We start from the raw sequence: 11880 nt of genomic DNA on the forward strand, positions 1-11880 counted from the left end.
CGCGGCCGCCCTCCGCGACCGGCTGCTGGCCTGGGACGCCCACGTCGACGCCGACAGCGAGGAGGCCGCCGCCTTCGCCGCCTGGCGGACCGCGCTGGTGCACTGGTTCGCCGAGCAGGAGCCGCTGGCCCCGCTCCGCACCCCGACCGGGCACTCGCCGTTGTTCGGCCGCTGGCTCGACCTCCCCGCACGGGTCGGCCTGGCCTGGGAGACGCTCCTGACCCGCGGCACCGAGCTCGGCATCGACGTCGCCGCCGGCGTGCGGGCCGCCCTCGAGCAGGCGGCCGGCACCACTGGTCCGTGGGGTGAGCGGCACCGGCTGGTGCCGCTGCACGGTCTGGACGACCCCGCCACCCCCGACGTGGCGCTGTCGGGCGACGGGAACTGCGTGCTGGCCACCAGCAGCGTCCCCGGCGTCACCGACCGCTGCTCCCGCGGCCCGGTGGCCCGCTACGTGTGGGACCTGGCCGACCGGACGCGCAGCGGCTGGGTGGTGCCCTTCGGCGCGGCCGGCGACCCGTCGTCGGCGCACCACCACGACCAGCTGCCGCTCTGGACGGCCGGGCAGCTGGTGCCGCTGGTCGAGTGGGACGACGTCCCGACGCAGGAGGAGCACCCGTGAGCGGACCCGTGTCCCGGACCGTCGTCCCGGGTCTCGGCGTGGTGACCGTCGCGCCGCTGGACGTCTCACCCGGCAGCGAGGAGCTCGCGGTGCTGCACGGCTGGGTGGGGGAGGAGCGGGCCCGGTTCTGGGGCATGGTCGGCAAGAGCGCGGAGGAGGTGGACGCGATCTACCGCCACCTCGACTCGCTGGAGACCCACCACGCCTTCTGGGTGCGCCTGGACGGCCGCCCGGTCGCGCTGCTGCAGACCTACCAGCCCGAGCACGACCCGGTGGGGGAGTGCTACGACGTCGAGCCCGGCGACCTCGGCATGCACCTCCTGCAGGCCCCGCCGGAGCCCCGTGCGGCCCCGGTGCCGGGGTTCACCGAGCTGCTCGGCACCGCGCTGGCCGGCTTCCTCCTCGCCGACCCGGGAGTGCAGCGGCTGGTGGTCGAACCCGACAGCCGCAACGCCCGGGCGCTGACCCGCCTGGAGCGGACCGGCTTCGAGCTCGGGCCGGAGATCCGGCTGCCGGACAAGACCGCCCGGCTGGCGTTCCTGACACGGCGACGGCTGCGGGCCCTGCTCCCGGCGGAGGACCTCGGCGGCTCCTCCGGATGACGCAGGAGGAGCCGTCCCCGGGCGTCCGGATGCCTCGGTAGGGTCGGGCCGGTGAGCGAGACCCCCGCCGTCCGAGTGCCGACCACCCGCCGCGACGAGACCGCCGACCTGCTGCACGGCCGGCTGGTGCCCGACCCCTACCGCTGGCTGGAGGACCCCGACAGCGAGGACACCCGCGAGTGGGTGCGCCAGCAGAACGAGGCCACCGGGGCGGCGCTGTCGGCGCTGCCGCACCGCGAGTGGTTCACCGCCACCATGCGCGCTGTCGTCGACCAGCCCCGCCTCGGCACGCCGCTGCGCCGCGCCGGGCGCTACCTGCAGACCCGCAACGACGGCACCCAGGCCCAGGACGTCTGGTACGTCGCGGACTCGCTGACCGAGCTGGTCTCCGGCGGCGGCCGGGTTCTGGTCGACCCGAACACGCTGTCGGAGGACGGCACCGCCTCCATCGGGTCGGTGTCGGTCAGCCGGGACGGGCGGCGGGTCGCCTGGACGGTGAGCACCGGCGGCTCGGACTGGCAGGAGATCCGGGTCGCCGACCTCGACGGCGCACCGCTGGCCGACGAACCGGTGGTGATGACGAAGTTCTGCGTGCCCACCTGGCTGCCCGACGGCCGCTCCTACCTCTACCTCGCCTACCCCGAGGCCGAGCGCGCCGACGCCGCGGGCACCGAGACCGGCGACGTCGGCCGGGCCCACCTGATGCGGCACCGGCTGGGCACCGACCCCGCCCAGGACGAGCTCGTCCACACCGACCCCGACCAGCCCCGGCTGTCCATCCACGCCGAGGTGAGCGACGACGAGCGGTGGCTGGTCACCACCTTCTCGGTCGGCACCGAGCGGACCAACCGGCTCTGGGTCTGGCCGCTGACCGCCGGCGAGGACGGCACCGTGATCGGCGACCCGGTCCGCCTGGTCGACACCGCTGAGGCCGAGTACGAGCCGGTCGCCGTCGCCGACGGGCGGCTGCTGGTGCACACCGACGCCGGCGCGCCGCTGGGCCGGATCACCGCGGTGGACCTCGTCGACGCGGTCGACGGGGCGCCGGCGGTCTGGGTGGAGGTGGTGCCCGAGGGCGAGGACGCCCTGGCCGCCGCGGTGGTGATGGGCGACGTCGTCGTCACCGAGCACCTGGTCGACGCCACCCCGGTGCTCCAGCGCTGGTCGCTGACCGGTGAGCTGCTCGGCCGGCTGGACGTCGAGGGCGGCTCGTTGCTCGCCCTCGACGGCGACCCCGGCAACCCCGAGGGCTTCGTCGGGCTGTCCACGGTGACGGACCCGCAGCGCAGCTGGGTGGTCGACGCCGCCACCGGCACGGTCACCGCGCTGCCGCGTCCGGACTCCTCCGCGCCCCGCCTCGACGTCGTCACGACGCGGCAGCGCGCGGTCAGCGCCGACGGCACCCAGGTGCCCTACTTCGTCATCCGCCGGCGCGACCTCGACGGCCCGGCCCCGACCCTGCTGTGGGGCTACGGCGGGTTCAAGATCCCGGTCGCGGCCGACTACCGGCCCGGCTGGTCGGCCTGGCTGGCCGCCGGCGGCACCGTCGCCATCGCGAACCTCCGCGGCGGCGGGGAGTACGGCAGCGAGTGGTACGACCAGGGCAGGCTGGCCGCCAAGCAGAACGTCTTCGACGACTTCATCGCGGTCGGGGAGCACCTCGTCTCCAGCGGGGTCACCGGGCCCGACCAGCTCGTCATCCACGGCCGCAGCAACGGCGGCCTGCTGGTGGGCGCGGTGATGACCCAGCGTCCCGACCTGGCCGCGGTCGCGCTGCCCTCGGTCGGCGTCCTCGACATGCTGCGGTTCCACCGCTTCACCATCGGCGCGGCCTGGAAGTCCGACTACGGCGACCCCGACCTCGCCGAGGACTTCGAGGTGCTGTGGCGCTACTCCCCGCTGCACAACGTGGCCGTCGACACCCGCTACCCGGCCACGCTGGTCACCACCGGCGACCACGACGACCGGGTGGTGCCGCTGCACTCGCACAAGTTCGTCGCCCAGCTGCAGTACGCCACCCGCGGCGAGGCGCCGGTGCTGACCCGGATCGACACCAGCGCCGGACACGGCGCCGGACGTCCCCGGCACAAGGTCGCCGCGGAGTGGGCCGACCAGCTCGCCTTCGCCGCCTTCCACACCGGTCTGGTCCCGCCCACCACCGCCTGAGCCGCCGAGCGGAACGTCCGAGGGGTCCCCGGCCGCGACGACCCCTCGACCGATCCGCTCGGCGGCCGGCGGACCTCCCGCGGCTAGGCTGAGGTCGTGGAGCAGCTGCCGATCTCGTCGAAGTACCGCAGCAGTCCCGACGCGCCCGTGGAGGAGCAGGAGCGGGCCAGCCTGAGCGAGCAGCTCAACACGGCCTACACCGACGGGCGGATCGACGCCGAGGAGTACCACCGCCAGCTCGACGTGCTCTTCGCCGCCACCCGGCTGGGCGACCTGGTGCCGGTGGTGACCGCCCTCGGTCCGCGGCCCACCCACCAGACGCCGGCGATCGTGGAGAGCGGACGGGCCGCACCGGGCGAGCTGACCGAGTCCCGGCGCCCCGGAGGGCTGGCCCTGGTCATCACCGGCGGGGTCGTGGCGGGCGTCGTGCTGGTGGTGCTGCTGCTCGTCCTGCTGCTGCTCTGAAGCCTCGCCAGGGGCGTCCGACGGGTCCGTCGCAGGCCGTCCGGGGTGTCCCGTAGCCGACCGCCCGACGGATGGGTGGCGACGCCGTGATTAACACAACAGAACCGTTGCGGATCTCGCTCCATCCCGCGCCGTTGCTGGACTAGCATGGCCGCCGTGGCAGGACCCGTCATCACCCAGCAGAAGATCATGGACCACGTCCTGCGTCTGGGTGAGCTGTACCCGCCGATCCCGTTGGGCTCGGTCGACCGCACCGTCAAGAACCCCGCCGAGGTGAGCCGTCGCTTCGGCCACGTGCTCGACTACCTGGCCCGCGTCGAGCTCGAGGTGGACCGCAACGTGCTCGAGCTGCTGGTGCTGCTGCCCGACGTCGAGGAGGTCGACCGGGTCTTCTACGCCGACGTCTGGCAGCCGCAGGAGATCCAGCACGGACTGATCCTCGACCGGCTCCAGACCGACCTCGGCCAGCCGCCGGCCGAACCGGTGCTGGAGGTGTCGATGAAGATGAAGATCCTCGGCGCCCTGTCGCACCTGCGTCCCATCCAGGACATCACCCGGCTGCTCTACTACCTCACCGGCGCGAGCACCGAGCGGCAGGCGGTGATCGCCTACAACAGCTTCACCAAGGGTCTGGTGGAGATGGGCGAGGACGCCATCGCCAAGACCATCGTCGGCCCGATCAAGCAGCAGGAGCCGGGGCACTTCGCCTTCTACAAGATGTCGGCCACCGGCCTGGTGCAGAGCGGGCGGCTCAAGCCCTGGCAGATGTACCTGGCCCGCCAGCTGCGCAGCCTCTCCTACAACCTCGCCGGCACCAACGCGATGGAGCGCTACAAGACCCAGATGGGTGGGCTGATGCACACCATGGGCTTCGACGCCGACCTGCACGCCTACGCCCGCGAGGTCGGACGGCTGGAGGCCAAGCTGCTGTGGGCCCACCGGCAGGGCCTGGAGTTCCCGCAGTACGTGCTCAAGGCGCTGCGGGAGTCGGTGGAGCTGTATGCCGAGAAGGGCCTCGGCGCCGCGACTGCCTGACCCTCGCGGCGGCGACCGGCAGCGATTTGGGTCGCTGGGCGTGATGGCGTAGGCTGCATCGTCGGTCACCCGTGCCGGGGGATCATCCTGTCCAACCACCATCCACGTGTCCTCCGCTCCGCGGTGCGCGTGGGGAGATCGAGAGGTCAATGGCGAAGAAGGAAGGCGCACTCGAGCTCGAGGGCACCGTCGTCGACGCGTTGCCGAACGCGATGTTCCGGGTTGAGCTCGCGAACGGTCACACGGTGCTCGCCACCATCAGTGGCAAGATGCGGCAGCACTACATCCGCATCCTCAAGAGCGACCGGGTCGTCGTCGAGCTCTCGCCCTACGACCTCGATCGTGGACGCATCGTCTACCGGCACAAGTGAGCTGAGCCGCACCACCCACATCCACCGATGCAGGCGTGCCCGCCGCGTCCCCGGACGCCCGAGGCGCGCCCGCGCTGATTGAGAAGGTAGCTCGATGAAGGTCCAGCCGAGCGTCAAGAGAATCTGCGACAAGTGCAAGGTCATCCGCCGCCACGGGCGCGTGATGGTGATCTGCGACAACCCGCGGCACAAGCAGCGCCAGGGCTGACCCAGGCGCCGCCTGCCGGCCGACACCCCGTCGACCGGCACCCACAACTGCACACGGCTCCGGACGGAGCCACGAAAAGCGTGGACGTACCCCGGCTGCTCGCAGCCGGACCCACCCTCGGACGAAGGCCGAGGCCCCACCCGCCGCACCGGCGGGGCCCACGGGGACGCGTCACGCCAGACACCTTCGCGGTCCCAGAGCTGGAAACTCGCCGGCCTCCACGGCCAGGACCGGAGCTGAGAGGAACTGCCAGATGGCACGTCTGATCGGTGTCGACCTCCCGCGCGACAAGCGCCTCGAGGTCGCCCTCACCTACATCTTCGGCGTGGGACGCACCCGCGCGCTGGAGACCCTGGCCGCCACCGGGATCAGTGGCGATCTCCGCGTCCACGAGCTGAACGACGAGCAGCTGGTCGCCCTGCGTGACCACATCGAGGCGAGCTACCAGGTCGAGGGTGACCTGCGCCGCGAGGTGGCCGCCGACATCCGCCGCAAGGTGGAGATCGGCTCCTACCAGGGCCGCCGCCACCGGATGGGTCTGCCCGTCCGCGGCCAGCGCACCCGCACCAACGCGCGTCAGCGCAAGGGCAAGCGCAAGGCCGTCGCCGGCAAGAAGAAGGCGCGCTGACCCGCGCCCGCTGAGACCAGATCCAGGGAGAGAGAACATGGCTACAGCAGGTCGCGGCGGCGCCAAGAAGGTCCGCCGCAAGGAGAAGAAGAACGTGGTCGCCGGCCACGCGCACATCAAGAGCTCGTTCAACAACACCATCGTCACCATCACCGACCCCACCGGCGCCGTCATCGCCTGGGCCTCGTCGGGCACGGTGGGCTTCAAGGGCTCCCGCAAGTCGACCCCGTTCGCCGCGCAGATGGTGGCCGAGGCCGCCGGGCGTCGCGCGATGGAGCACGGCATGAAGCGTGTCGACGTCTTCGTCAAGGGCCCCGGCCCGGGCCGCGAGACCGCGATCCGCTCGCTGGGTGCGATCGGGCTGGAGGTCGGGGCCATCTCCGACGTCACCCCCGTGCCGCACAACGGCTGCCGCCCGCCCAAGCGTCGTCGCATCTGACCGCCCGAGAAGAGAGCAAGGACTGAGAGATGGCCCGTTACACCGGCCCCATGACCAAGAAGTCCCGTCGTCTCGGGACCGACCTCGTCGGCAACGACAAGGCCTTCGAGCGCCGCCCGTACCCCCCGGGCATGCACGGCCGCGGCCGTACCAAGGACTCGGAGTACTCGCTGCAGCTGCGCGAGAAGCAGAAGGCGCGCTTCTCCTACGGCGTGATGGAGAAGCAGTTCCGTCGCTACTACGAGGAGGCCAACCGCCAGGAGGGCAAGACCGGCGACATCCTGCTGCAGATCCTCGAGTCCCGTCTGGACAACGTGATCTACCGCGCCGGGTTCGCCAACACCCGCCGGCAGGCCCGTCAGCTCGTCGTGCACGGCCACTTCCTGGTCAACGGCCAGAAGGTGAACATCCCCTCCTACCGGGTGAGCGCGCACGACGTCATCGACGTCAAGCCGAAGTCGCTCAACCTGCACCCGCTGGTGGTCGCCCGTGAGACCCACGGCGAGCGCGAGGTGCCGGCCTGGCTGGACGCGCGTCCCAACCGGATGCGCATCCTCGTCCACTCCCTGCCCGTCCGCGAGCAGATCACGGTGGACGTCCAGGAGCAGCTGATCGTCGAGCTCTACTCCAAGTGAGCCCCGCCGTCGCAGGCCGGCACGTCCGGCCTGCGACGGCCCCGGCCCGCTGCGGCGGGCACCCCGCACCTGCCGGATGCAGGTGCGGTTCCACGTCCTCAGATAGCGGTGGACGTGGGGAAGGAACGAACACACCATGCTGATCGCACAGCGTCCCACCCTGACCGAGGAGGTCGTCGCCGACTTCCGCTCCCGGTTCGTCATCGAGCCCCTGGAGCCCGGCTTCGGCTACACCCTCGGCAACTCGCTGCGTCGCACCCTGCTGTCGTCCATCCCGGGCGCGGCGGTGACGAGCATCAAGATCGACGGCAACCTGCACGAGTTCTCGACCATCGAGGGCTGCGTGGAGGACGTCACCGAGATCATCCTCAACCTCAAGGGCCTCGTCGTCTCCTCCGAGGAGGACGAGCCCGTGACGATGTACCTGCGCAAGGCCGGTGCCGGTGCGGTGACCGCCGCCGACATCGCCCCGCCCGCGGGCGTCGAGGTGCACAACCCCGACCTGCACATCGCCACCCTCAACGACAACGGCAAGCTCGAGATGGAGCTCGTCGTCGAGCGCGGCCGCGGCTACGTCTCCGCGGTGCAGAACAAGAACATCGACGCCGAGATCGGCCGCATCCCGGTCGACTCCATCTACTCCCCGGTGCTCAAGGTCACCTACAAGGTGGAGGCCACCCGCGTCGAGCAGCGCACCGACTTCGACCGCCTCGTGGTCGACGTCGAGACCAAGCAGGCCATCAGCCCGCGGGACGCGGTGGCCTCGGCCGGCCGCACCCTGGTCGAGCTGTTCGGTCTGGCCCACGAGCTGAACGTCGAGGCCGAGGGCATCGAGATCGGCCCGTCCCCGGTGGACGAGCAGCTGGCCGCCGACCTGGCGCTGCCGGTGGAGGACCTCAACCTCAGCGTGCGGTCCTACAACTGCCTCAAGCGCGAGGGCATCCACACCGTCAGCGAGCTGGTCTCGCGCAGCGAGCAGGACCTGCTCGACATCCGCAACTTCGGTTCCAAGTCCATCGACGAGGTGAAGGAGAAGCTCGTCGAGATGGGTCTGTCGCTCAAGGACAGCGCCCCGGGCTACGACCCGATGGCCGCCCGCTACGACGAGGGCGCCGAGGACGAGGTCGACTACGCCGAGACCGAGCAGTACTGAGCAAGACCGGGCAGTACCTGACGTACTGACGCCCAGCCCGAGCGCTGCCGGTGCCCACCGCGCAGCACCGCACCTGATGGAGAACTGACATGCCGACACCGACCAAGGGTCCGCGCCTGGGTGGCAGCCCGGCCCACGAGCGCATCATCCTCGACAACCTGGCCAGCCAGCTGTTCGAGCACGGGCGCATCACCACGACCGAGGCCAAGGCCAAGCGCGTCCGCCCGCTGGCGGAGAAGCTGATCACCAAGGCCAAGCGGGGCGACCTGCACGCGCGCCGCCTGGTCGCCACCCACATCCGGGACAAGGACGTGCTGCACGTCCTGTTCGCCGAGATCGCCCCGGCCGTGGCCGGTCGCGACGGTGGCTACACCCGGATCACCAAGGTGGGCCCGCGCAAGGGCGACAACGCCCCGATGGCGGTGATCGAGGTCATCACCACGGCCGTCCAGCCGAAGGCGGAGGCCGCCGCACCGGCCGCCAGCGCCCCGCAGCACGGGTCGACCGAGGAGGAGCCGGCGGAGGTCACCCCCGCCGACGAGACCGCGGGTGGGGGCGAGGAGCAGGCCCCGGCCGAGGACCTGCAGCCCGAGCCGACCACCACCGACACGGCGTCGGAGGAGGTCACCGAGTCCCGTGACGAGGAGGCTGCCGCCTCCGACGAGGCCGGCACCGAGGACACCTCGAAGAACGCCTGATCATCCGGCCAACGGATACGCTCCGACGCGGTGCCCACCACCTGGTGGGCACCGCGTCGGTCGTTCCGGCCGCTGGACCTCCCCGGACAGGAGCACCGTGACCGACCCCGGCAGACTGCGCATCGCCCAGCTCGCCAACTTCGTCGGCCCCGTCTCCGGTGGCATGCGGACCGCCGTCGACGCGCTCGGGCGGGGTTATGTCGAGGCGGGCGCCGAGCGGATCCTCGTGGTGCCGGGCCGTGAGGACGAGGTCACCGAGACCGAGGCCGGGATCGTCGTCCGGGTCCGGGCGCCCCGGCTCACCGGCGGCTACCGGATGATCGCCCAGCCGTGGCGGGCCCTCGACGTGCTCGACCAGTTCCACCCCACCAGCGTCGAGGTCTCCGACAAGTGGACGCTGTCGCCGGTGGCCGGCTGGGCCAGCCGGCGGGGGATCGGATCGGTGCTGTTCAGCCACGAGCGTCTGGACGCCCAGCTCTCGCTCTTCCTCAAGCGCCCGGCTCGGCGCGTCCCCGGGCTCACCACCCTCTACCACCGGCTGGCCAAGGCCTTCGACGCGGTGGTGGTCACCTCCGGCTACGCCGCCGACGAGTGGGCGCCCACCGGTGCCTCGCTGGTCCGGGTGCCGCTCGGGGTCGACCTGGAGACCTTCCATCCCAGCCGCGGCGAACCGGCCGACGACGGCGTGCTCAAGCTGGTGCACATCGGCCGGCTGTCGCGGGAGAAGAGCCCGCACCTGGCGGTGGCCGCCGCGGTCGAGGTGCACCGGCGCGGGGTGCCGGTCCGCCTCGACGTCTACGGCACCGGCCCGCACTCCGACGAGCTGGTCGAGATCGCCGGCGACGCGCCCGTGCACTTCCACGGCTACGTCGGCTCCCGGCTCGAGGTGGCGGCCGCCTTCGCCCGCGCCGACATCTCACTCTCGGTCTGCCCGGTGGAGACCTTCGGCCTGGCCGTGCTGGAGGCCCTGGGCTCGGGGACGCCGGTGGTCACCGCCGACCGCGGCGGGGCCCGTGAGCTGGTCGACGAGCGCTCCGGGGCCTGGGGCGAGCCGACCACCGAGGGGATCGCCGACGCGGTGCTGCGGCTGGCCGCCCAACCCCGCCGGCCCTTCCGCGAGGGCGCCCGCCGACGGGCCGAGCGCTACGCGTGGTCGGCCAGCGTGGAGCGGATGCTCGGGCTGCACGGGCGGCTGGCCGAGGAGGTGCCGCACCGCCCGCTCCGACGCCGACGGGCGTCCTGAGCCTCAGACCCGGCTGAACGCCATCGCGCGCCGGCCGCCGAGCTCGTCGTGCGGGGGAACGGCGTGCTCACGGCCCCGATCATGCCGACCCGGACGGCGCCGGTCGAGGGCGGCCCGGAGGCGCGAGAGCCGCGCCCCGGGACGGGACGCGGCTCTCGTCGGTGCGGTCGGGCTCAGACCAGACCGGCGGTGGCGCTGCGCGCCTTGGTGAAGCGCTCGGTCGCGTCGGCCCAGTTGACGACGTTCCACCACGCGGTGACGTAGTCGGCCTTGACGTTCTTGTACTGCAGGTAGAAGGCGTGCTCCCACATGTCGAGCTGGACGACCGGGATCTGCCCGACCGGCACGTTGCCCTGCTGGTCGAACAGCTGGAACATGTTGAGCCGCTGGCCCAGCACGTCCCAGGCCACGACCGACCAGCCGGAGCCCTGGATGCTGGCGGCGTTGGCCGCGAACTGGCCCTTGAACCCGGCGAAGGAGCCGAAGAACTCGTCGATCGCCGCGCCCAGCTCACCGTCGGGCTCGCCGCCGCCGTCGGGCGACATGTTCTTCCAGAACACCGAGTGGTTGACGTGGCCGCCGAGGTTGAACGCGAGGTCCTTCTCCAGCTTGTTGATGTTGGCGAAGTCCTCCTTCTCCCGGGCCTCGGCCAGCTTCTCCAGCGCGGTGTTGGCGCCGGTCACGTAGGTGTTGTGGTGCTTGCTGTGGTGCAGCTCCATGATCTCCGGCGCGATGTGCGGAGCGAGGGCGCTGTAGTCGTAGGGCAGGTCGGGAAGGGTGTAGACCCCCATGGGTTCCTCCTCGGTTGGAGTGCTTCAGATTCCGTGGCGACTGTACCGAGGGCGGCGTCCCACCTGCCCGGCGGGTGGTGCCGTACCGGGCTCGTTCGGTTAGGGTCGCCTTACCGAACTCGAGGAGGACCGATGGCCGTCAGCCGGACCAAGCCCGCCCACCAGGGGCTGGTGCACGCCCGGGTGCTCTCCCGGCACCGGGTGTCGCCGGGGTTCGTCCGCGTGGTGCTGGGTGGGGACGACCTGGCGGCGATCGAGCCGATGGGCCACGACCACTGGGTCCGCTTCTTCCTGCCGAGCGGCGAGGGTTCGCTGGAGCGGCTACCGGGGTCGATGGGGCTGCTGTCCTACGCCCGCTACCGGGCACTGCCGGCGGCCCGGCGTCCGGTGCTGCGCAACTACACCATCGCCGACCTGCGCCACGGCGACGGCGGCCCCGAGCTCGACATCGACTTCGCCGTGCACGAGGCCCCGGACGGCCAGCAGCCGGGGCCGGCTATCGGCTGGGCGCTCGGCTGCCGGGAGGGCGACCCGGTGGCGCTGATCGACGAGGGCATCACCTTCGCCCCGCCCGAGGGCGTCGCGTCCTTCCTGCTGGTCGGTGACGAGACGGCCCTGCCCGGGATCGCCGGCATCCTGCGCAGCCTGCCCGACGACGCGCGCGGCACGGCGCTGCTGGAGGTGGCCTCGGCCGAGGACGTCCGTGAGCTGCCCGCACCTGCGGGCGTCGAGCTGCGCTGGCTGCCGCGCACCGACCCGCACGCGGTGCCCGGGGCGCTGGCGCTCGCCGCGGTGCAGCAGCTGCCCGCGCCGGACGCCGGCGG

The 11880-nt window shown here is 72.1% G+C and carries 15 protein-coding genes; 14 read left to right on the forward strand and 1 reads right to left on the reverse strand.

Going from position 1 to position 11880, the window contains the following annotated elements; genetic code table 11:
* The 13 genes from DVA66_RS10525 to DVA66_RS10585 form a co-directional block, all read left to right on the forward strand.
* On the forward strand, positions 1-622 hold a 622-nt coding region (locus DVA66_RS10525), incomplete at its 5' end, for a penicillin acylase family protein (protein WP_198671655.1).
* A complete protein-coding gene (locus tag DVA66_RS10530; protein WP_157973946.1) occupies positions 619-1224 on the forward strand; it encodes a GNAT family N-acetyltransferase in 606 nt (201 codons plus the stop codon). The genes DVA66_RS10525 and DVA66_RS10530, both read left to right, overlap by 4 nt.
* 51 nt (positions 1225-1275) lie before the next feature.
* On the forward strand, positions 1276-3390 hold the full coding sequence (locus DVA66_RS10535; protein WP_232821889.1) for a prolyl oligopeptidase family serine peptidase: 2115 nt from the start codon (positions 1276-1278) through the stop codon (positions 3388-3390).
* A gap of 96 nt (positions 3391-3486) precedes the next feature.
* Positions 3487-3855 carry a DUF1707 SHOCT-like domain-containing protein gene (locus DVA66_RS10540; protein WP_114560050.1) on the forward strand — a complete coding sequence of 123 codons (369 nt, stop codon included), beginning with the start codon at positions 3487-3489 and terminating at the stop codon, positions 3853-3855.
* Between the two features lie 156 nt (positions 3856-4011).
* Entirely contained in the window at positions 4012-4890 is an 879-nt protein-coding gene (locus DVA66_RS10545) for a GTP-binding protein LepA (RefSeq protein ID WP_232821890.1), read from the forward strand.
* A 149-nt stretch (positions 4891-5039) separates the two neighbouring features.
* Positions 5040-5261, forward strand: a complete 222-nt coding sequence (gene infA, locus DVA66_RS10550) for a translation initiation factor IF-1 (RefSeq protein ID WP_090592297.1) — start codon at positions 5040-5042, stop codon at positions 5259-5261.
* Between the two features lie 94 nt (positions 5262-5355).
* A complete protein-coding gene (gene rpmJ / locus DVA66_RS10555) occupies positions 5356-5469 on the forward strand; it encodes a 50S ribosomal protein L36 (RefSeq protein ID WP_020490683.1) in 114 nt (37 codons plus the stop codon).
* A gap of 253 nt (positions 5470-5722) precedes the next feature.
* On the forward strand, positions 5723-6097 hold the full coding sequence (gene rpsM / locus DVA66_RS10560; protein ID WP_114126534.1) for a 30S ribosomal protein S13: 375 nt from the start codon (positions 5723-5725) through the stop codon (positions 6095-6097).
* A 37-nt stretch (positions 6098-6134) separates the two neighbouring features.
* Complete coding sequence (gene rpsK / locus DVA66_RS10565) at positions 6135-6536, forward strand: 30S ribosomal protein S11 (RefSeq protein WP_114126535.1); 402 nt, start codon at positions 6135-6137, stop codon at positions 6534-6536.
* 29 nt (positions 6537-6565) lie between these two features.
* A complete protein-coding gene (rpsD, locus tag DVA66_RS10570) occupies positions 6566-7171 on the forward strand; it encodes a 30S ribosomal protein S4 (RefSeq protein ID WP_114126536.1) in 606 nt (201 codons plus the stop codon).
* Between the two features lie 136 nt (positions 7172-7307).
* Complete coding sequence (locus DVA66_RS10575) at positions 7308-8324, forward strand: DNA-directed RNA polymerase subunit alpha (protein WP_114560052.1); 1017 nt, start codon at positions 7308-7310, stop codon at positions 8322-8324.
* An 89-nt stretch (positions 8325-8413) separates the two neighbouring features.
* Positions 8414-9022 (forward strand): 50S ribosomal protein L17, encoded by a 609-nt coding sequence (gene rplQ / locus DVA66_RS10580; protein ID WP_114560053.1) that lies wholly within the window; start codon positions 8414-8416, stop codon positions 9020-9022.
* Between the two features lie 163 nt (positions 9023-9185).
* A complete protein-coding gene (locus DVA66_RS10585) occupies positions 9186-10265 on the forward strand; it encodes a glycosyltransferase (protein WP_114560057.1) in 1080 nt (359 codons plus the stop codon).
* A 173-nt stretch (positions 10266-10438) separates the two neighbouring features.
* Here DVA66_RS10585 and DVA66_RS10590 read toward each other — a convergent pair whose 3' ends face one another.
* A complete protein-coding gene (locus tag DVA66_RS10590) occupies positions 10439-11056 on the reverse strand; it encodes a superoxide dismutase (RefSeq protein ID WP_114560054.1) in 618 nt (205 codons plus the stop codon).
* Between the two features lie 132 nt (positions 11057-11188).
* Between DVA66_RS10590 and DVA66_RS10595 the strand changes: the two genes are divergently transcribed.
* The coding region (locus tag DVA66_RS10595) for a siderophore-interacting protein (protein ID WP_157973947.1) at positions 11189-11880 on the forward strand (692 nt) is incomplete at its 3' end.

Origin of the sequence: Desertihabitans aurantiacus, from assembly GCF_003344635.1 — a bacterium.
GTDB classification, from domain to species: Bacteria; Actinomycetota; Actinomycetes; order Propionibacteriales; family Propionibacteriaceae; genus Desertihabitans; species Desertihabitans aurantiacus.

Excerpts from the sequence above, each read along its gene's own strand:
- infA (WP_090592297.1), top strand. The coding sequence starts at position 5,040 with ATGGCGAAGAAGGAAGGCGCACTCGAGCTCGAGGGCACCGTCGTCGAC.
- rpmJ (WP_020490683.1), top strand. The coding sequence starts at position 5,356 with ATGAAGGTCCAGCCGAGCGTCAAGAGAATCTGCGACAAGTGCAAGGTC.
- rpsM (WP_114126534.1), top strand. The coding sequence starts at position 5,723 with ATGGCACGTCTGATCGGTGTCGACCTCCCGCGCGACAAGCGCCTCGAG.
- rpsK (WP_114126535.1), top strand. The coding sequence starts at position 6,135 with ATGGCTACAGCAGGTCGCGGCGGCGCCAAGAAGGTCCGCCGCAAGGAG.
- rpsD (WP_114126536.1), top strand. The coding sequence starts at position 6,566 with ATGGCCCGTTACACCGGCCCCATGACCAAGAAGTCCCGTCGTCTCGGG.
- DVA66_RS10575 (WP_114560052.1), top strand. The coding sequence starts at position 7,308 with ATGCTGATCGCACAGCGTCCCACCCTGACCGAGGAGGTCGTCGCCGAC.
- rplQ (WP_114560053.1), top strand. The coding sequence starts at position 8,414 with ATGCCGACACCGACCAAGGGTCCGCGCCTGGGTGGCAGCCCGGCCCAC.
- DVA66_RS10585 (WP_114560057.1), top strand. The coding sequence starts at position 9,186 with ATGCGGACCGCCGTCGACGCGCTCGGGCGGGGTTATGTCGAGGCGGGC.
- DVA66_RS10590 (WP_114560054.1), bottom strand. The coding sequence starts at position 11,056 with ATGGGGGTCTACACCCTTCCCGACCTGCCCTACGACTACAGCGCCCTC.